At 68.7% G+C, this 19,605-nt stretch carries 20 protein-coding genes; 16 read left to right on the forward strand and 4 right to left on the reverse strand.

The annotated features are described in order from the left end of the window. Positions 1-3 precede the first annotated feature (3 nt). On the forward strand, positions 4-1,233 hold the full coding sequence (gene ftsA, locus E6K79_06905) for a cell division protein FtsA (GenBank protein TMQ64759.1): 1,230 nt from the start codon (positions 4-6) through the stop codon (positions 1,231-1,233). A 32-nt stretch (positions 1,234-1,265) separates the two neighbouring features. Then, on the forward strand, positions 1,266-2,510 hold the full coding sequence (gene ftsZ / locus E6K79_06910) for a cell division protein FtsZ (GenBank protein TMQ64760.1): 1,245 nt from the start codon (positions 1,266-1,268) through the stop codon (positions 2,508-2,510). An 82-nt stretch (positions 2,511-2,592) separates the two neighbouring features. Here ftsZ and rpmB read toward each other — a convergent pair whose 3' ends face one another. Further along, positions 2,593-2,817, reverse strand: coding sequence for a 50S ribosomal protein L28 (gene rpmB, locus E6K79_06915; GenBank protein ID TMQ64761.1), 225 nt, complete (start codon positions 2,815-2,817; stop codon positions 2,593-2,595). Between the two features lie 247 nt (positions 2,818-3,064). Between rpmB and E6K79_06920 the strand changes: the two genes are divergently transcribed. The 7 genes from E6K79_06920 (at position 3,065) to E6K79_06950 (ending at position 9,992) form a co-directional block, all read left to right on the forward strand. After that, on the forward strand, positions 3,065-3,604 hold the full coding sequence (locus E6K79_06920) for a type II secretion system protein (GenBank protein TMQ64762.1): 540 nt from the start codon (positions 3,065-3,067) through the stop codon (positions 3,602-3,604). Continuing rightward, a complete protein-coding gene (locus E6K79_06925; GenBank protein TMQ64763.1) occupies positions 3,601-3,990 on the forward strand; it encodes a prepilin-type N-terminal cleavage/methylation domain-containing protein in 390 nt (129 codons plus the stop codon). The genes E6K79_06920 and E6K79_06925 overlap by 4 nt, the downstream gene beginning before the upstream one ends. Before the next feature lies 1 nt (position 3,991). Beyond that, a complete protein-coding gene (locus E6K79_06930; protein ID TMQ64764.1) occupies positions 3,992-4,867 on the forward strand; it encodes a type II secretion system protein in 876 nt (291 codons plus the stop codon). A gap of 13 nt (positions 4,868-4,880) precedes the next feature. Continuing rightward, positions 4,881-6,518 (forward strand): DUF4900 domain-containing protein, encoded by a 1,638-nt coding sequence (locus E6K79_06935; GenBank protein ID TMQ64765.1) that lies wholly within the window; start codon positions 4,881-4,883, stop codon positions 6,516-6,518. Then, positions 6,519-6,830, forward strand: coding sequence for a hypothetical protein (locus E6K79_06940; GenBank protein ID TMQ64766.1), 312 nt, complete (start codon positions 6,519-6,521; stop codon positions 6,828-6,830). Between the two features lie 78 nt (positions 6,831-6,908). Further along, complete coding sequence (gene recG, locus E6K79_06945) at positions 6,909-8,978, forward strand: ATP-dependent DNA helicase RecG (GenBank protein TMQ64767.1); 2,070 nt, start codon at positions 6,909-6,911, stop codon at positions 8,976-8,978. Between the two features lie 81 nt (positions 8,979-9,059). Next, entirely contained in the window at positions 9,060-9,992 is a 933-nt protein-coding gene (locus tag E6K79_06950; GenBank protein TMQ64768.1) for a hypothetical protein, read from the forward strand. Here the strand turns inward: E6K79_06950 and E6K79_06955 are convergent. Genes E6K79_06955 through E6K79_06965 form a run of 3 tightly spaced genes read right to left on the reverse strand, consistent with a single transcriptional unit; the run spans position 9,989 to position 13,357 of the window. After that, positions 9,989-11,257 (reverse strand): MFS transporter, encoded by a 1,269-nt coding sequence (locus tag E6K79_06955; protein ID TMQ64769.1) that lies wholly within the window; start codon positions 11,255-11,257, stop codon positions 9,989-9,991. The genes E6K79_06950 and E6K79_06955 overlap by 4 nt on opposite strands. Next, complete coding sequence (locus E6K79_06960) at positions 11,257-12,447, reverse strand: glycosyltransferase family 4 protein (protein ID TMQ64770.1); 1,191 nt, start codon at positions 12,445-12,447, stop codon at positions 11,257-11,259. Before E6K79_06960 ends, E6K79_06955 begins: the two co-directional genes overlap by 1 nt. Beyond that, positions 12,437-13,357, reverse strand: coding sequence for a lysophospholipid acyltransferase family protein (locus E6K79_06965; protein ID TMQ64771.1), 921 nt, complete (start codon positions 13,355-13,357; stop codon positions 12,437-12,439). Before E6K79_06965 ends, E6K79_06960 begins: the two co-directional genes overlap by 11 nt. 484 nt (positions 13,358-13,841) lie before the next feature. Here E6K79_06965 and E6K79_06970 point away from each other — a divergent pair, with 484 nt between their 5' ends. From E6K79_06970 to E6K79_07000, 7 genes are all read left to right on the forward strand, one after another. Next, entirely contained in the window at positions 13,842-14,258 is a 417-nt protein-coding gene (locus E6K79_06970; protein ID TMQ64772.1) for a hypothetical protein, read from the forward strand. Between the two features lie 263 nt (positions 14,259-14,521). Further along, positions 14,522-15,733, forward strand: a complete 1,212-nt coding sequence (locus E6K79_06975; protein TMQ64773.1) for a GTPase domain-containing protein — start codon at positions 14,522-14,524, stop codon at positions 15,731-15,733. Positions 15,734-15,842: 109 nt separating this feature from the next. Then, the gene (locus tag E6K79_06980) at positions 15,843-16,868 is read left to right on the forward strand and encodes a tetratricopeptide repeat protein (protein TMQ64774.1); all 1,026 of its coding nucleotides are present in this window, start codon (positions 15,843-15,845) and stop codon (positions 16,866-16,868) included. Positions 16,869-16,870: 2 nt separating this feature from the next. Then, positions 16,871-17,680 carry a tryptophan synthase subunit alpha gene (locus E6K79_06985; GenBank protein TMQ64775.1) on the forward strand — a complete coding sequence of 270 codons (810 nt, stop codon included), beginning with the start codon at positions 16,871-16,873 and terminating at the stop codon, positions 17,678-17,680. After that, positions 17,533-18,504 carry a hypothetical protein gene (locus tag E6K79_06990; protein TMQ64776.1) on the forward strand — a complete coding sequence of 324 codons (972 nt, stop codon included), beginning with the start codon at positions 17,533-17,535 and terminating at the stop codon, positions 18,502-18,504. The genes E6K79_06985 and E6K79_06990 overlap by 148 nt, the downstream gene beginning before the upstream one ends. Before the next feature lie 215 nt (positions 18,505-18,719). Beyond that, positions 18,720-19,034 (forward strand): carbon storage regulator CsrA, encoded by a 315-nt coding sequence (csrA, locus tag E6K79_06995; protein ID TMQ64777.1) that lies wholly within the window; start codon positions 18,720-18,722, stop codon positions 19,032-19,034. Between the two features lie 31 nt (positions 19,035-19,065). After that, the gene (locus E6K79_07000) at positions 19,066-19,401 is read left to right on the forward strand and encodes a hypothetical protein (protein ID TMQ64778.1); all 336 of its coding nucleotides are present in this window, start codon (positions 19,066-19,068) and stop codon (positions 19,399-19,401) included. Positions 19,402-19,605 lie beyond the last annotated feature (204 nt).

Here is a 19,605-nt window from a genome sequence, read left to right on the forward strand (position 1 = left end):
GGGATGCCAGAAGGGAGAATGTACGCAGGCCTCGATATCGGCACCACCAAGATCAACGCGATCGTGGCGGAGTGGGACGAGGAGACCGACGGAATCAGGATCATCGGAGTCGGGACCGCGCCCTCGGACGGGCTGAAGCGCGGGGTCGTGGTGAATCTGGAGAAGACGGTCCGCTCGATCCAGCACGCCGTGGACGAGGCGCAGCGGATGTCGGGGCGGACGATCAAAGGAGTCTACGCGGGGATCGCGGGGGATCACATTCGCGGTATCAACAGCCGCGGCGTCATCGCGGTCGCGCGCAAGGACTCGGAGATCCGGCCGGGCGACGTGGCGCGCGTGACCGAGGCCGCGAAGGCGGTCGCGATCCCGACCGACCGCGAGATCCTCCACGTGATTCCGCAAGAGTACATCGTCGACGATCAGGACGGGATTCGCGACCCGGTCGGGATGTCGGGGGTCCGCCTCGAGGCGGAGGTCCACATCATCACCGGCGCGGCGTCGGCTTGCCGGAACCTGATCCGCGCCGCCGAGCGCGCCGGGCTCTATGTGGAGGAGTTGGTGCTCGAGCCTCTGGCCTCGGCGCACGCCGTCCTCACGCCCGACGAGCGGGACCTGGGCGTGGTCCTCCTCGACATCGGCGGGGGAACCACCGACGTCGCGGTCTTCTTCGAGGGCTCGATCCGCCACACGGCGGTGATCGGGCTCGGGGGCTCAAACATCACGAACGATCTGGCCATCGGTCTCCGCACGCCGGTCGAGCGGGCAGAGGCGCTCAAGCTCACCTGCGGGTGCGCGCTCACCTCGATGGTGCGCCAGGAAGAGTCGGTGCGCGTGCCGAGCGTGGGAGGGAGACCGGATCGGGACATCTCGAGGCACATGTTGTCGATGATGATCGAGCCGCGCGTGGAGGAGATTTTCGCTCTGGCAAGCAAGGAGGTGCGGAAGAACCACGTCGCCGACCTGCTCGGCGCGGGTGTGGTCCTGACCGGCGGCGCGTCGTCGCTGCCCGGGATGCCCGAGCTGGCGGAGCAGGTTTTCGACCTGCCCGCACGCCGCGGAATCCCGATCGGTTTCAGTGGATTGACGGAAGCGGTTTCCAATCCCCGGTTCGCGACCGGAGTCGGCCTGGCGATGCACGCATTGCTGCACGACGCCAGGCCAAGGGCGGCGGAGGGGGGAGTCATCGGTCGGATCTCGGTGGGACTCCGACGTTGGATCGAGGAGCTGGTCTAGGACCGGCGCAAAACCAGGGAGGCTAGAGTCGAATGTTCGAGCTGATCGATGATGATGACAAGGATTCGTTGGCGGCATCGATCAAGGTGATCGGCGTCGGAGGGGCCGGTGGGAACGCGGTCAACCGGATGATCGAGGCGGGGTTGAGGGGCGTCGAGTTCATCGCGGCGAATACCGACGCGCAGGTTCTGGATGCGTCGCTCTGCCCGAAGAAGCTCCAGCTGGGCACGGGCCTCACGAAGGGCTTGGGCTCGGGCGCGAATCCGGGCGTCGGGCGGGAGGCGGCGGAAGAGGAAGAGGCCCTCATCTCCGAGGCGCTCGAGGGCTCCGACATGGTGTTCGTGACTGCCGGGATGGGCGGCGGCACCGGGACCGGCGCCGCGCCGGTCGTGGCGCGCATCGCCCGATCGCTGGGAGCGCTCACCGTGGCGGTGGTGACGCGCCCCTTCGAGTTCGAGGGAAGGAAGCGGGCGCAGATCGCCGAGGAGGGGCTCCGCGAGCTCCGGGAGAAGGTGGATACCCTCATCGTGATCCCGAACCAGCGGCTTCTCGCGATCGTCGAGAAGCACACGCCGCTCCGCGAAGCGTTCAAGGTCGCGGACCAGGTGCTCCACCACGCGACGAAGGGCATCTCCGACCTCATCACGGTTCCGGGTCTGGTCAATCTCGACTTCGCCGACGTCAAGACGGTGATGGCCGAGCGCGGAAACGCCCTCATGGGCGCGGGGCACGCGACCGGCCCGAACCGGGCGTACGAGGCGGCCCAGGCCGCGGTCTCGAGCCCGCTGCTCGACGAGATCTCGATCTCGGGTGCCGAGGCGCTCCTCGTGAACGTGACGGGCGGCGAGTCGATGACGCTGCACGAGATCAATGAAGCGGTGACGGTCGTCGTCGACGCGGCCGGCCACGACGCGAACGTGATCTTCGGCGCGGTGATCGACGAGTCGATGGGCGATTCGCTTTCGATCACGGTGATCGCGACCGGGTTCGGCAAGGGCGACGCCAAGGCGAAATCGGCCGAGCAGCTGCGCGCGATGACGAGTCCGAGGATCTACGAAATCGAGCCGCGCGAGCGGGCGGTGGCGCGCCCGCCGGTCGTGGTCCGGCCGGCTGCCCGCGAGGAAGACGTCGAGCCCGAGGAAGCGCCGGGTCCGGCTCCGACGGCAAGGCCCGCATTCCGGATGGCGCCCTCCACCACGCGGCGTCCCTTCGGCGGACGTGCCATCACGAAAGAGAACATGGATGTCCCCGCGTTCATGCGGAAGCAGATGGATTAGGGAGTTTCCCCTGCTGGAAGGGGATCCCCCGCCAGGGGGCGGGGTGTAGGGGTGGGGTGGGGAACGTGCAGCGCGTCCGGAGCTAGATCGCCCGGGCGCGCTGCGTTGCTTTTTGGCCCATGTTCTTCTGCACGGAGCCGGTGCGGAGGCACCGCGTGCAGACGCGGATCCGTTTCGGCCGTCCCGCGACGAGCGCGCGAACCGTCTGGAGATTTACCTCCCAGCGCCGCTTGGTCACGTTGTGGGCGTGGCTGATGTTCTGCCCGTGCTGAACGCCCTTGCCGCAGATGTCGCAAACTCTCGCCATGAATTCCTCCAGTGTGAAGAGCGCGCCAGTTTACTCGATCCGACCCTTCCGCCGCAACGGTTCGGCCCGTTTCGCAGCGCCACACTGAGATCCCGCCCCGTGCGGTTTGCCCCATTCGACGAGGGCGACCTGCACGGGGCCGCACCGCGCCTGGAGCCAAAAATCGAGCCTCACGCCGCGCGTATCCCATTGCCATTTAGCTAATTGCGGGAGCCGGCCACAACCCCTGGCACATCGGTTGCGTCCTATGGTGTGGAAGAAACTTGACGCGCGACGCGGTGCCGGGGGGCGAACAAGAGTGAAGGCGTTCCATCGCAGCGGCTTCACGCTGGTCGAGATCATGGTCGCGGTCGTGGTGGCCGGCGTCCTGATGGCCGCCGGGCTTCCCTCGTTCATTCATTTCTCCCGCTCCCTCTCCCAGAAACAAGCACGCGACCTCCTCGAAGGATCGCTCCGACTCGCCCGCCAGCAGGCCGTGACCTCCCACCGGCCGATCGTGGTGGCGTTCGGAAACGGGATCTCCACGGCGGGCGTCACGACCTACAGCGTCCACACCGACGTGAACGGCGATCGCGTCAAGCAGATCGGTGAGCCATGGAAGTCGTTCACGCTGCCGGGCGGTACCCAGCTGACGTCGGTCTCGCTCTCGCCGATCGATTCCGTGATCTTCGACTCGAGCGGCGCGCTCGCCCCGAGCGTCACGGGCGGATCGGTCGTCGTCGGCGGCCAAAGCGGCGACCTCGACACGCTGCTCATCTCGGCGACCGGCCTGGTCTACCGCCCATGACGCGCCGAGCCCAATCCGGCTTCACGCTCGTCGAAGTGCTCGTGGCGCTGATGGTGTTCGTCATCGGCATCCTGAGCATCGCGGCCATGATGCCGTCGGGGTCTCGCAGCGTGAACCGGTCGGGGGACGAGACGCGCGCCTCGGAGTTGGCCTCCGCGCGCGCGGAGCGGCTGCTCTCCACCAGCTACGCCGACCCGGACTTAACGGCGGGGTCGCATCCCGATCCCGCGAATCCCTACGACGGAAAATATTACGTGAGCTGGTCCGTGCAGAACGACCAGCCGATGGCTCAGTGCAAGAGAGCCACCGTGGACGTGCGCTGGCCGACGGCGCTCTCCGCCCCGGGCGCGAGCGTCGTCATCGTGGTTCCGAGATCGGGAGGCTGACGTGAATCGGGTCGATCGACAGAGGTGGGCGCGCCCGGCTCGCGGATACACGCTCGTCGAGCTCATGGTCACGATGACGATCCTGAGCGCCGTCTTGGCCGCGGTCTACTACTCGTTCTTCCGCGCGCAGTCGAGCGCGCGCCGGACCGAGCGGGTCGTGGATGCCCGGCAAGGCTCCCGCGCTGCGCTCCAGCTGATCGAGCGGGAGGTCCGGATGGTCGGCTCGGGCTGGGGCCGGATTCCGATCTACGGCGCGCTGAACGGCTCCCCGATGACGATCCACGCCTTGGTGCCGGGCTTCACGACCGCCGCCGGGAACGATTCCCTGGAGCTCCTCGGCGGCTGGGACGCGTGCACGACGCTTCGCGCCCCGATGACCACCCCGAGCTCCGGATCCCCGATTCCGTGCGACAGCACGACGGGGTTTCGCGCCGGCGACTTCGTTCTCGTCACGAACGGATCCACCGCGCACATCTTCCAGGTCACGGCGGTGCCGAATGCGCCGGCGGATCTGGTGCACGACGCCTCCTCGATCTACAACATGGCGGGAGGACACACGAACTGGCCCGTCGGCGGCTACCCGACCGGCTCGCGCGTCTATCGGGTCACCTGGGTGACCTACAAGGTGGACGCCACGGGCTTCAGCACGCCCTGCCTGACACGCAGGGATCAGGGATCCGCGGCCCAGGTCGTGGCGACCGACGTGAGCGCGTTCCACGTCTGGTACCTGATGCAGGACCTCACGGAGACGCGCGACCCGGTTGATTTCAACGGAATCGACAAGATCCGTCCGGTCATCGCAACGCAGGTGGCCGATCGTGGATCACCGTACCTCGCCGACTCGGTGTGGACGCTGGTCCGACCACGAACCTTCTAAGAGGGGGGCCGTCATGTTGAGCCGACCGATTTTGAGCGCCAGGGACGGCGAACGGGGATTCGCGCTGATCAGCGCGCTTCTCGTCGTGCTGCTGGCGTCCATTCTCGGCGCGACGTTCATGTCGGCGGTCACCGGGGAGCGGGCGATGTCGTCGAACGTGCACATCGCGCGGGGCGCTCTGCTCTCGGCCGACGCAGGGGTGCGCGTCACCCAGCAGACGATGGCCAACATGGCCAAGGCGAAGCTCGACAGCCTCGTCGGCGCCTGGAGCGGCGTGGGCCCGATCATCTCGAATCCTCAGGGTCTCTTCCCGACGGGCGTCATCACGACCACCGGCACGAACCCGAGCTTCACCGCGCAGGCGAAGATCGCCTTCACGGACAGCTCGCTCCAGCCTACGGCGCAGTCCTACGACTACACGTACACGACGAACGCGACAGGGGGATTTGGCTCGACCGGATCCCGCTCGGTCCAGACGACCGGGGTCCTCCGCGTGAGCTGCTCCCGCGGCTCCTTCGCGGACTTCCTGGTCTTCACGAACGTCCACCTCTCGCCGGGCGGGAATCAGGTCTGGTTCACGTCGAACACGCGGTTCGACGGACGGGTGCACACGAACACGGAGTACCGCTTCGCGTACGCGCCCCAGTTCCAGGACCTCGTGACGAGCGTCAACAACGATGCCTGGTACAACAACGCGGGGAGCCCGGTCGAGCTGAATGCCGACAACAACGGCTCCGTCGACGTCCCCGGGTTCTTCGGCGGGTTCGACCGCGGCGAGCCGGCGATCACGCTGCCGGCCAACAGCTACAGCCAGCAGAACGCGGCGCTCGGGCGGAATCCGTCCGACACGACACCGCCGAGCAACAGCGACATCAACAACGCGCTCGGCCTCGGCTGGGGCGGCAGCCCGCCGCCCACCGGGGTCTACGTGCTCCACTCCGGGAGCTCTCTGAACGGCGGGATCTACGTTCAGGGGAATCTCGACCGGATGACGACCAGCCTCGACGCGTACGGCCGCCAGGTCTACACGATGAAGCAGGGTGGCACGACGACCTCGATCACCGTGGACAAGAGCACCAACTCGACGCGCGTCTCCGTGGGCGCCTCCTCGACGGACTACACGGGCGTCCCCCTGGGCGTCGCATACGTGAAGGGGACGGTGAGCGATCTGCGCGGACCCGACCGCGTGGGCGGGAGCCCTCCGCCGGCGATCGCACGGGACACGCAGCTCCTCCTCGCCGCGACCGGCGACATCGTGATTCAGCGCGACCTGACGTACGAGGGCTACCCGAACAGCCAGAACGTGTTTGGGATCTACTCCAGCGGCGGCAGCGTGCGCGTCGGCGGCACGGCGCCCGACAACATGAACCTGGACGCCTTCGTGATGGCCACGGGCGCCGCGGGGTCGTTCACCGTGGACGGCTACGGGAGCGGCTCGTCGCGCGGAACGTTCAACCTCCGCGGCGGGATGGTCGAGAGCTACTACGGGGCGTTCGGCACGTTCAACTCCACGACCGGCCAGCAGGCGACCGGCTACGGCAGAACTTTCATGTACGACCGCCGGGGAATCATCCCCCCGTACTACCCGGTGACGAACCGCTTCACCGCCAACGCGCCGAGCGCTCGGACGCTGGCTTGGAGGGAATTGTAGATGAGCCCGCAGGGTAAGGATCATCCCGGCAATCGCCGGAAGGCCGCTTCCGCGCCGGACGAGCCGACGGTGGCACAGTCGACGGGAGCGCCGCTGATCATCGCGATCGTCCTGATCGCCGCGATCGCGATCGGGATCGGCTACTCGCTCTTCAAGGGAAATCACGAGCCGACCGGGATCGCGATGCCCGCCGGGACGGCGATGGACTCGGCGCCCGGGCAGCCGGTCGGAACGATCGGCTCGGCCGCGCCCGCGGACAGCGCCCGCCCGGAAAAGCCTGTCAGCTACGGAGCGAACACGCTGATCAACTGATCGGCGAGGCCGCGCCCGGCGGGTCGGAGCGCGGCGCCGGTTTGACTTGAGTGGCGTACGCCGCCTAGCATCGCGGCGATGGCCTCCTTGACCGATTCGGTTCGCTTCTTGAAAGGCGTGGGCCCCGAGATGGCCGGCAGGCTCGCGCGCCTCGGGATCCACACGATCCGGGACCTCCTCTTCCACGTCCCGACGGGATACCGCGACCGCAGCGCGACCGTTCCCATCTCGCGCCTCGCGGCCGGCGCCGAGGCTTCGATCGTGGCGACCCTCGCCGACCTCCGAGCGCGTCCCTTCCGGGGGAGGCGGAATCTCTCGGGGACCCTCCGCGATGAGACCGGATTCGTACGGGTCACCTGGTTCAATCAGCCCTATCTCGCCTCGACGCTCCAGGTGGGGGAGCGATACCACTTCTCCGGCACGGTCCAGGCGTTCCGCGGCCTCGAGCTCCACAACCCCGAATTCGAGCCGGTCGATTCGACGGACGGGCACCTGCACGTGGGGCGTGTCGTTCCGCGTTACGCCCTGACGGAAGGGGTGGTCGAGCGATGGCTCCGCGCGCGGGTGCGCGGCGCGCTCGACGACCTCCCGCGCATCCCCGACGTGGTTCCCGAGGAGTGGAGGTCCCGTTGCGGGGTGCCGCCGCTCGCGCAGGCCCTCGAGGAAGTCCACTTTCCTCCGCGCCCCGAGGACGCGGAGCCGGCGCGCCGGCGCCTGGCGCTGGAGGAGCTTCTAACCCTCCAGGTTGCGCTCCAGTTCGCCCGGCGGAACCACAGGAAGGGGAGCCGCGCTCCCGCGCTCGATCGAGGCGCGGCGGCGGCGGCGGGCTTCATCGAGGGCCTCCCGTTTCCGCTCACGCCGGCCCAGCGGCGGGCGGTGGATGCGGTCGGCGCGGATCTCGATCTCGAAACACCGATGCGTCGTCTTCTCCTCGGCGATGTCGGCTCGGGGAAGACCGTGGTCGCGCTGGCCGCCGCCGTGCGTGCCGTCGGAGCGGGGCAGCAGGCGGCGATCCTCGCGCCGACGGCCCTTCTCGCGGAGCAGCACGCGGCCACCGCGTCGCGCTTCCTCGCGGGCACCGGCATTTCGTTCGGGCTCCGCACGGCCGCCACCCCGCCGGCGGAGCGGCGCCGCCTCGAGGCCGGGTTTCAGTCGGGCGAGATCCCGATCGCCATCGGAACGCACGCGCTTCTCGAGCGCGACGTCTCATTCCGGTCCCTCGCGCTCGTGGTGGTCGACGAGCAGCACCGCTTCGGGGTACGCCAGCGGATCACGCTGACGCGGCGCGGCGACGCGCGGGCGTCGGCCCACCTCCTCGTGCTGACCGCGACCCCGATCCCCCGCAGCCTGGCGATGACCCTCTACGGCGACCTCGATCTATCGATCCTGGACGAGAAGCCGCCCGGGCGCGTGCCGGTCGAGACGAGGTCGATCGACGGCGACCGCCCCGGCGCTTTGGTGGACCTCCTCCGGGACGAGGTCGCGGCCGGAGGAAGCGCATTCGTCGTCTACCCGGTGGTCGAGGAGAGCGAAACCCTCGACCTGAAGGCGGCGACCGCGATGGCCGCGAAGCTCTCGAAGACGGCCGCCCTCGGCGCGGCCGGCGTCGCGCTGGTGCACGGGCGCCTCAAGGCGGAGGAGCGGCGCGACGCGCTCGAGCGCATCCGAAGCGGCCAGGCCCGCATCCTCGTCGCGACAACGGTCGTGGAGGTGGGGCTCGATATTCCGGAGGCGACCCTCATAGCGATCGAGCACCCGGAGCGCTTCGGGCTGGCCCAGCTCCATCAGCTCCGCGGCCGCGTGGGGCGGGCCGACCGGCCGGGGCGCTGCGTCCTCGTCCGGGGCAAGGGAATCGGGGCCCTGGCGAGGAAGCGGCTCCAGATATTTCAAACGGTCTCGGACGGCTTTCGGCTGGCCGAGGAGGATTTGAGGCTCCGCGGTCCGGGTGAGATACTCGGGACGTCGCAGCACGGATTTCCGGAGTTCCACGCCGCTGACGTGACCCGCGACACGGACCTGATCGAGGCGGCCCGCGAATGGGGCCGCCTCCTTCTCGAGCAGGGGGAAACCGAGGGCGGCGGGCCGGGTCTCAAGGCGTGGATCGAGGCGCATTTCGCCGGCGCCGATCGCTATCTGGGAAGCGGGTAGAAAAATGGCCAAAGATGCAGGGCGAGCGGCCGATAGACGGATCGAACGGGCCTCGACCCGTAGCCTTGAGGAGCGGAACGCATGACCCTCGTATGCCCGAAGTGCAGCGCGCGGTATAACATCCAGGACTCGCTCATCCCTAACCAGGGTGCCCGCGTGAAGTGCAAGAAGTGCGAAACGGTGATGACCATTCCGCCCCCGGTGATGGAGCTGGCGCCCCAGGATCTGGAGCTCATCCCGCCGCCGGAACCGGTGCCGTCACCTAGACCATCGTCGATGCGCCGGTCCCCGACGCCCAGCGCTCCGTCGCCGCGGTCCGCGCCGCCGGCTCCAGCCGCGCCGCCGCCGCCGGCGTCGATCCGGGTGCCCGACGCCCCGTTCGAGCGCGGCTTCGTAGCCGAGCGGGCTCCCGTCGAATCCGTCGAGTCGGAGATCGTGGTCGATCGGCCGTTCGAAGGCACAGCGAACCTTCCACCGGCCGATCCCGATTTCGAGCGAGGCGGGGCGCCGCCGTCGCGTAGCTCCGAGCCGCCGTCGCGAAGTTCCGAGCCGAAGCCGAGGACCCCGCAGCCCCTCCCCGGCATCGACACCTCGTTGGCGATGTCCGAGCCGGCCGTCGCGGCCGAGGAGCGCCCGATGTCGATCCCGGTGCCGGAGGCCCCTCCGCGTGCAGCCGCCTCGTTCGAGGCGCCCGCTCCCGCGCCCGCGGCCGAGTCGACCTCGCCCGCCCCGGCCGGGACGCCGATCCCCGCCGGCCTGTCGCCGGACGATCAGTCGAAACACGAGAAGGCTCGCCGCCTCGCCCGCGTCCTCGCGTCCGACATCGCGATCTATAACCGCGAGAAACGGGACCGGGGCATCCGGGAAGGGAACCTCGTCGCCATGCTCGGCTACGAGATCAAGAAGTCGTGGGAGATCTACAAGGAGCGCGTCGGAGCGGAATTCGCCAACTCGACTCCCTACTTCCGAGACGCTCTGAACGAGATGCTCGCCGAGGGTAAGAAGATCTTCTAGGAGTCCCGGGCTTCCGGACCCGCTCGCCCCCGCTTCGCCAGTCGCGTCACCCCGCCCCAGATCCCGCCGAGAAGCAGGATCGAGCCCGCCGTTCCGACCGTGGCCGCGGGCGAGAGCCAACCTCGCTTCAACATCAGGCCGAGAACCCCGGCGCTGGCCAAGACGCCGGCCCGGGCCAGGAAATCCCGAAGCGCGAAGACGCGAGCCCGGGCCTCGGGACCGACCGACTCCTGAATGGCGGATTCCGTCGTCACGAGAAGAAACGCGATGAAGACTCCCGCGAAGAACGCCGCCGCGGCGAGCGCGGCCGTGTCCTTCAATGCAGCGAAGGAGAGAAGGGCCAGGCCCGCGCCGGCCAGCCCAATGCCGATCCGCGCCTCGGCCGATCCGGCCTTCCCGCGCCATGCGAGCAGGAGCGTGCCCGCGACCATCCCGGCGGCGGCACACCCGAGGGCCGCGCCGAGCCCCGAGATCACGCCGCCCCCCCGCCGCGCGATCACCATCGGCATCGAGACGTGGAGCGCCCCACCCGCCACCCAGAGCAGCGCCACGGTCCCGATCGATCCGAGGACCCGCGGCGATGCGAGCGCGATCGAGGCCCCCTCGCGGACGTCGCGCGCCAGCGCGCCGTAGATGCGAAGGGGTCCGCCGTCCAGGCGAGGGCGCGTCCGGGGCTCTATGCGGATGAACGCCAGCGCCGCCACCGAGACGAAGTAGGTCGCCGCGTCGAGGACGAAGCCGATCCTCCACCCGGACCTCTGGATCAGCGCTCCCGCCAGGAACGACCCGGCGATCGTCGCGAGAATTCCCGCCAGGGTGGCCAGCGAATTCGCCTCGACCAGGGAGTCTTGCGGCACCAGCTCAGGGAGAATCGCCGACCGCGCCGGGAGGAAGAACGCGTTCACCAGATAGAGGAGGAAGATGAGCGCGAACGCGGCCGGGAGCCCATGCCATTCGACCGCGGGGATGATCGCGAGGACGAGGAACCCGCGCAGGGCGTCCGAGACCAATAGCGTCGTGCGCGTGTTCCAGCCGTCGACCAGCGCGCCGATCCAGGGGCCAAAGAGGATCGCGGGGAGGAAGCTCGCGACGGGGATCCACGCAAGCTCGGGTGCCGGGTTCTTCGGATCCGAGGCGCGCTCCATCACGAGGGCGAGGAGCGCCAGGTAGGTGAAGCGATCCCCGAAGATCGAGACGAGCTGCCCGATCCAGAGAGCGCGGAAGCTGGGAAGCCGGAAGAGGCGGAGCGGAACCGCTCCGCCCATCAGCGGACGGCCGCTACGAGCGGAGCGGTCTCGGGAAGCCCGGTCGGGCGAGGCCCGGGCGCTCCGCCCGCGCGCGCCGGATCTGCCAGCGTCGTATAGATCGTCTCGAGGCGATCCACGATCCGCTCCCACCCGTAGGCGCGCGCGGTCTCGATCCCGCGTTCGCCTATTCGGGCGCGCAGCGCGGGGTCCTTGAGGAGGCGGCGAAGGGCCGATGCCAGGGCCGCGGGGTCTCGCGGCGGCGCCAGGAGCCCCTCGTCTCCGTGCGTGAGCACCGTCCGGTAGCCGGCGAGGTCGGTCGCCACGATCGGCACGCCCGAGGCCATCGCTTCGAGGAGTACGAGGCCAAAGCTCTCTCCCTCTCGGGCGGGCGAGCAGAAGATGTCGGCCGACGCGTAATACCGCGGCAGCCGCTCGTGCCCGACCTTTCCCTCGAAATGGACCCTTCCCTCGAGCGGACCGTGGGCAAGCCGCTCCACTTGCCCGCGCAGCCCGCCGTCTCCCACGAGGATCAATCGGAACTCCATCCCCTCCCGCGCGAGCTCCGCGCAGGCGTGCATCAGGTCGGGGAGCCCCTTTCGGGGGTCGAAGCGACCGACGAACAGGATGTTCCGCACGCCGTCGTCGAAGCGCTCGAGCCGGGGCAGGTCCGGGCGAAACCGCGCGTGATCGACCCCGTTCGGGACGATTTCGAGCGGGCCAGGGAAATAGCGCTCAACGCACCGTCGCGCCGTCTCGGACACGGCGAGGGTTTGATCGATCCTCCGGTAGAGGGGGAGGAGCGGTCCGCGGAACATTCGAAACGGAATGTCCGAGGACACCGAGGAGTGAAACGTTCCCACGACGGGACAGCGCGCGAGTCGAAGCGTCAGGAGCGGGAGCACCGGGGAGAGCGGGCAGTGCGTGTGGATCACGTCGAAGCGACCCTGCTCGAGGATCCCCGCGAGCCGGCGCGGGAGCCCCATGCCGACCGTCATGTTGTTCTCGGCGCCGTTGTAGGGAATGACCAGGTTCCGCCCGATGCGGATCACGCCAGGCTCGTCGGGAACGCCTTGGGCGAAGCGGGAGGTCACGATCGTCACCTCGTGCCCGCGGGCGCGCAGCACGCGCACGGTGGCGTCGACGTGCTCGGTCACGCCGCCCACCGCGGGGTGATACGCCTGGCTGACGACGGCGATCCTAAGCGGCATCGACTCCCCAGATGGGGCGGAAGATGCACCACTGGGTCACGTGGGCCGCGATGTTTCGCTCCTGGGCCCGCGCGACGCCCGCCGTGAGGCGGCGCAAGTCCTCGTGGAGCGGCAGGTCGAAGTCCGGCTCATCCAGGCCGTCGAACGTGAATTCGTGATCTCCGCTTGGCCCGCGCACGGCGTGGCCGTGGAGAATCGGCACCCGGGCGCGCCGCGCGAGGATCGCGGGGCCGGCGGGGAAGGGGACGCGGCGGCCGAAGAAGTCCGCGGGCAGCGAGCGGGAATAGACGTCGCCGTCCACGAGGAGCGCCAGGACCTCGCCGCCCCGGAGCGCTTTGACGAGCGGCGCGAAGCCGTCCTCGAGCGTGGTGACCCGGATCCCCGCGCGTTCCTTGAGCGCGCGCACCTGGCGGGCCAGGAGGGGGTGGATCTGCACTCCCGTCACCGTGTGCATCCGGAGCCCGAGCCGCGTCAATCCGACGCCGACGATCTCCCAGTTGCCCAGGTGCGGCATCGCGAGGATGGCGCCCCGTCCCCGCGCGATCGCGCGGTACAGGAGCTCGGTGCCCGAGACCCGGAAGGTGGAGCCGGCCGGCAACGCGAGGGCCGTGGAGCGGCCCAGATATTCCATCCAGCCCCGATGGTGGGACTCGAACATGCTCCGCGCCGCGCGCCCGCGCGCCTTCGGGTCGGCGAGGCCAGGGTGTCCGCAGGCGGCGATCCGCGCCAGGTTCTCCAGGACGGCGGAGCGGCGGCCGGGGCTCAGGCGATACTGGAGCGCGGCGAGCGCCCGCGCGAACGCGCGCTGGGCGAATGGAGGCAATGCCGCCGAGGTCGATTGGATGGCGTTGAGAATTAATCGCGGGAGCACGGCCGAGTCGGGTGGGTCCGCTACGCCTGAAGCCGTCAAGCGGCTGACGCTACAGCAAGCCCGATCGGGGTGTCAAGAATGCCACCGGAACGGGGTAAGTCGGGCCGAATCCGTTGACTTGCCGCGCGGCGCTGCCTAGAGTGGCGGCTGGGTTTCACCCAACGGTGGATCGATTCAGCCGCAGGCTACGGCAGCTTCTCTTCGTCCGTGGACTTCGGCTCGAAGAGCCCATCCGCGGTCTCCAGAGCGTGGAGACAGGGGCAGCTCACTCCCTCGGCCGCGTGCGGGCAGAACGGATACACTCGATTGTCGCGCCGGCAATATACTTCGGGCGCGCGCCGCGCGAGAAACCAAGGGGCGGGTGACACGGTTGTCCGCTTCAAGGGTGATTCTCCCGGGCCCCAGGCCCTTTGAGTGAAGCAGCACCTCCCGGCCAGTTCGGATCGGTCGGGCTTCAGCTAGGAAGCATGTGCAACACCCATGCCATGGATGACGCGGTCGCGGTGAAGTCGTGGGGGGGACCATGCCGAGTCAGAAATTGGTGCGCTGTGAGATCCGGCGGCCAGGAAGCTCGAGAGACGGAACCGTCAGGTACGTTCCGCTCGAGATTTTCGGCCTCTGGGAATACCTGATGCGGACGAAGCACGAGTTCGAGGTTGCCGGCAACGTCGCCTCGCTGTGGATCGACGTGGACGAGAATCCCGAGGTCGCGTATGGCGAGGAGCAGTACGAGCGCGTGACTGAGGTGATGCTCCTGCGCTACTCCGAGCGCGACGGGATGTTCGGGAAGGTGAGCCGCTATTTTCCGACCGAGGAATATCCGGAGCTCAAAAAGCTGCTCCTGAGCCACTACGAAAGCGTCCGCGAGCCCGGGGCGCCAAGCCTGCAAATGAAGGAGCGCAACGGGATCTGGATCAAGCGCGAGCCGCGCCTTATCTAGGGCAAACTGCTGTCCCCCTTGCACTCCGCACGGCGCGGCCCGCGACCGCCGGCTGGGGTCAGCCCGTCAGCACTAGCCCAAATCCTAATTTGTTTATTTAGAATAAGTTAACAGCCCACCCCTCCCGCCGCGCCACCCGCAACCGCTTCTCCAGTTGGCACATATCGTGCTGGCCCACGCGATGGGCCGGCGCAGAGTCCTACCTCAAGGCTTTCCGCGCCAAATTCAAAACAGGCAGTCCACATTCAGCGAGGAGCGCCGACATGGTCGTCGTCAGCTATTCGGGACGCGAGATCAACGCGAAGATCGTCTATTACGGCCCGGGTCTGAGCGGGAAGACGACCAACCTCGAGAAGATCTACGACAGCGTCCCGGAGACGAACCGCGGCCGGATGGTCTCCATGAAGACCCAGACCGACCGGACGCTCTTCTTCGACCTGCTTCCCCTCGACCTGGGCGAGCTCCAGGGAATGAAGACCCGCTTCCTGCTCTACACCGTGCCGGGTCAGGTCTATTACAACGCCACGCGAAAGCTGGTCTTGAAGGGCGTCGACGCGCTTGTGTTCGTGGCCGACTCCTCGCCCGAGAAGATGGCGGAGAACCGCGAGAGCTTGAGCAACCTCGATACGAACCTCAAGTCGTACGGGCTCGATCTGAAGACGATCCCGTGGGTGATGCAGTTCAACAAGCGCGACCTTCCGAACGCGCTCTCCGTCGCCCAGATGAACAAGGAGCTGAATCGCAACAACGTGCCGACCTACGAAGCGCAGGCGGCATCCGGCGTCGGCGTTTTCGAGACCCTGCGGGGAGTCTCGAAGCTGCTTCTGACCAAGATTTCCAAGGATGTGATCGATCGCGATCGGGGAAGCCTTGCCGCGTCGCCTCGGGTCAAAGCCGAGGATGCGAAGCAAAAGCCTGCGGCCGTCGAGGAGGCCCCGACCCAAACTTCCGAATCCGCGTCGGGCCGCGGGAAGCTGATGCAATTCTTGAAGAGGGGAAAGGGGCAGGAGGCCCCGGAGAAGCCGGCGCGGGCTCCGGAGAAGGCGCCCGCCGAGGAGATCCCGATGCTGTCGGAGGACTCGCTGGTCGAGGAGTCGCTCTCCGGCGGCGCGTTCAAGCCCCCCGCGAGCATGCAGCCCGACGAGGGCGTGCTCACGAAGGATGATCTCGTTCCGATCCGGGAGCCGGTGATCACCCGGCAGGACGACTCGGGCTCCGCGTTCGCGGCGGATGAGATCGAGCGGGAGGCGAGCTACGGCGGACGGTCCAGCTCCTCCCTCGTGGAGAGCTCCGGCGACACGCGACAGATCACGGTTCCGATCGAGCTGGCCTCGCTGCCGGCCTCGGGCAAGATCAAGCTCGTCTTCGAGGTGAGGATCGAGGTCATGGACTCGACCTCGGAGACCAAGAAGGGAAAGAAGTCGTCGTCACGCGGCGGCTCGATGATGCGCGACCTGGAAGTCATCCCCGACTGATCTCCGCGGCGGCACCGAAACCGCCGCCGGCCGACAAATTCGACGAGAGGCCCGAGCGACCGGGCCTTTTTTGTTGACACCGTGGGAAGGCGCTTCCTAGGCTCCGCGCGTGGACCAAGCGATTCCCATTTCGGTGAGCGAGGGGCGTCTCGCGGATGACGCGGTCAACGGCGCGGAGAGCGTCGCGACGCCCGAGCAGCTGATTCGAAGCGGCGCCGGCTCCGAGGAAATTCTCGAAGTCGCGCGGACCTTCTCCGCGCAGGGCCGGCGCGATCTCGCGATCGACGCGCTGCGCCAGGGAATCCTCGCCCACCCGCGCTCTCCCGAGCTCCTCTCGCTGCTCGGCGATCTCCTCTCTCGCGCGGGCGCGTTCGAGGAGGCGGACCTCTATTTCCGCGGGGCCCTCGAGTCCGGTCCCCAGGTCGTCGAGGCGTGGTATCGCCAAGGACTCCATCTGGCGCGGCAAGGGATCGGGAACGGCGCGCGGCTGGCGTACGAGGAGGTCGTGCGTCTTGATCCCCGGCACGTTCGCGGATGGGTCAACCTGGGCGTCGTGCGCGCCGACTTGGGGGAGCGCGAGGTGGCCCTGGAGGCGCTCCACCGCGCCGTGACGCTCGATCCGGCCTGCGCGGAGGCGCACTCCAATCTGGGGATTCTCTACGCCGAGGCGGGCATGCGCGCCGACGCGGTCGAGGAATTCCGGAGAGCGGTATCGCTCAGCCCCGAAAGCTCGGAGGCCCACTTCAATCTCGGATGGGCGCTCCTCGGCGAAGATGACGTCGAGCAGGCCGAGTCGATGCTCGTTACCTCGGTCCGGCTCGATCCGACGAAGGTCGAGAGCCTTTACGCGCTCTCGCTGCTCCACCTCCGCGTGGGGGCGTACTCGCGCGCGGTGACGGAGCTGAAGCAGGCAATCGAGCTGTCCCCGGACGATGCCCGCCTCCATTACCACCTGGGCGTGGCCTACAACAACCAAGACGCGCCCGACCAGGCGATCCTCGCCCTGGAGAGCGCGGTCCGCCTGAAGCCGGACGATCCACGCGTTCACAGGCTCCTCGGCGTCGCCTATGACAAGAAGGAGCTGCCTCTCCGAGCCCGCGAGGCTTACCGCCGCGCCGCTGCGTTGAGCGGCTGAGCATGGCTGGCCGGATCGGCCGCGCGTTCGAGGCCGCCCGGCAAACCCCGCGCGGCGCCTTCGTTCCCTACCTGACCTCCGGATTTCCCGACATCGACGAATCGGACCGCCTCGCGTCGGCGCTCTGCGAAGAGGGGGCCGACGTGCTCGAGCTCGGCGTGCCGTTCAGCGACCCGCTCGCGGACGGTCCGGTGATCCAGCGCGCGACGCAGACCGCGCTCGCCGCGGGCGTCACCCTGGCCCACGTACTGGGGCAGGCCAGGCGGCTTCGCGCCCGGCACGAGACGCCGCTGGTCCTGATGACCTACCTGAATCCGGTCGTCCGATACGGGCCCCCGCGATTCGCGGAGGAAGCGCGCGACGCGGGCGTGGACGGCGTGATCCTCGTGGACCTCCCGCCGGAGGAAGAGCCCGGCCTCTGGGAGGGACTTCGGAAGTCCGGCCTCGACACGATCGCCCTCGTGGCCCCGACCACCGCCCCCGAGCGCGTCAAGCGGATCGCCGCCGAGGCCCGGGGATTTCTCTACGTCGTGGCGCGCCTCGGCGTCACCGGCGGGGGCGCGGCCGATCCCGCGGTCGCGGAGATGCTCCGCGCCTGCCGCGCCCACTCGCCCCTTCCGCGCTGCCTCGGTTTCGGGATCGGAAGAGGAAGCGACCTGGCCGCGTGGCGGGGATTGGCAGAGGGCGTCATCGTGGGGAGCGCGCTCCTCGAGGAGCTGCTCCGCGCCAAGGACGCGGCGGCGCGCGAGGCCAAGGCGCGCGAGTTTGCCCGGCACATCCGCGGGAAGCTCCCCGACCTGTCACCGTCGTGAGCGCGCTCACGCGCCTCTCGATCGTTCGGCCGCTCAACCTGATCGCGCTGTGGGGAGCGGCCGAGGCGGGCGCGCGCCTGGCGGGCGGGCCCGCGCTCGCGCCGGCGTCGCTCGCCCCGGCCCTCGCCGCGGCGTTCGGGTACGCGCGGAACGACGCGGTCGACGCCGCGGCGGATCGGACGAACCGCCCCGACCGCCCGATTCCCTCGGGCCGGCTCACCGCGCGATCGGCCCACGCGGTTGCCTGGATCTGCCTCGCTCTGGGCGCAGCATTGACCCTCTCCCAAGCCCTAAGGGCGACGCACGTCGCGCTCTACGCCATTGCCGCCCTCTCCCTCTACTTCTATAGCCCCTGGCTCAAGAATCGCGGCCCCTTGGGCCCTGCGGTGGTCGCGCTTCTGGGCGGGTTGGCGGTGCTCTGGGGTGGCTGGATCGGACCAGCCCCGGCCCGGTCCCTTGCCGCGGCCGCGCTCGCCTCGGCCGTCAGCTTCGCGCGCGAGTGCGCGAAGGACCTCGAGGATGTGGCGGGAGACGCCCCGGCCGGAAAGGGCACCTGGCCGGTCCAGGCCGGGGAAGGACCCCCTCGCCTGGCGCTCCGCATCGCGTCCGCCGCCGGCCTCCTCCTGATTCCGATTCCGTGGCTGCTCGGGCACGCGGGGGCGTGGTACTTGGCACTCTCGCTCGGGGTCGCCGCGCCGATTCTCGCCTGGTGCATCGTGCTTCCGCCTCTCGACGCCGTCGCCGCGCGGCGCACGACGCGTGCGCTCAAGGTCGCGCTCTTGGCCGGCGTTGTAGGACTTTGGCTGGGGGCGACTCCGGCTTAATCCGAGCGCGCTCGCGCTCGCGCTGGCTCAATCCAACCTCGTTTTCAAACGCGCGGCGCTGCGCGTCCTTCCGCCCGATTCTCCGTTCAGATGGAACCTTCTCGTGCCGATTAAGGAGCCGAATGGGAAGTGGCGACGGGCGCCGGATTGCCCGGACGATCGCACTCCCGAGAGCAAACCGGCCCTGGCAGGATGCCGGGGAGAACGAGGGCACGATGCTCCTCCTGACCCGAAAGCTTGGCGAGAACATTCGAATCGGGGACGACGTGAAAATTACGATCGTCGAGGTCAAAGGGAATCACGTGAAGCTGGGGATCGACGCGCCCCCGAGCGTGAAGGTCCATCGCGAAGAGATTTACGAGCGCATCCAGCAGGAGAACCGTCGGGCGCAAGCGCTCAAGGCGGATGGCGGGGTCGCACCGGCGGCCGGAAACTCGGGGGCAGGTCCGAGTCCCACGCCGGGGAACGGCGGAACGCCGGCCGTGGGAAATCCGGATCCCGGGGATCGCGGTCAGGAGAAGAAGCCTTGAGGACCCCCGCACTCGCGAACGACGGGCGCGCGTGAATCTGCCCCGGGGAGGGGACTCGTCGGAGATCGACCGCTGGCTGGAGCGCGGCGAGGAGGTGCTGGCCCTCTTCGATTGCGCGCTCCGCGGGTGCCGCGAGGAGAACCGCATCATCACCGAGCAAGCCGTCCTCGACCTCATGGGCCGGCTCGATCCGAAGGGAAGAGAGGCGGGCGGCAGGGTTCTCGCCCATTTCGACGCCTGTCTCTCCGATCTGGAACAAGGTGATTTCGAGGCGGCCTTCGAGGCGCTCTTGGACTTGAAGGAAAGTTGGGTCGAAGCGATGGCAACGCTTCGGAGGGATCGCAGCCGTGCCTCAAACCTCCACTAAGCAGAGTGCGGTGCCGGTTGCCGAGGCGTCCGACGTGGCGCACCTCCGGAGGGTGCAGCGCGCCAGGCGCCGCATCAGCGAGCACTATTACGACCGCCCCGAAGTCCGCCGGACCCTGGTCTCCCTGATCCTCCGCCGGGTGCGGCGCACCGACACCAAGTAACCGCCCCGGTTTCGAATCCCCTTGACCGTCCGCGACGGTCA

It is taken from the genome of Candidatus Eisenbacteria bacterium (assembly GCA_005893305.1).
Classification (GTDB): Bacteria; Eisenbacteria; RBG-16-71-46; order SZUA-252; family SZUA-252; genus WS-9.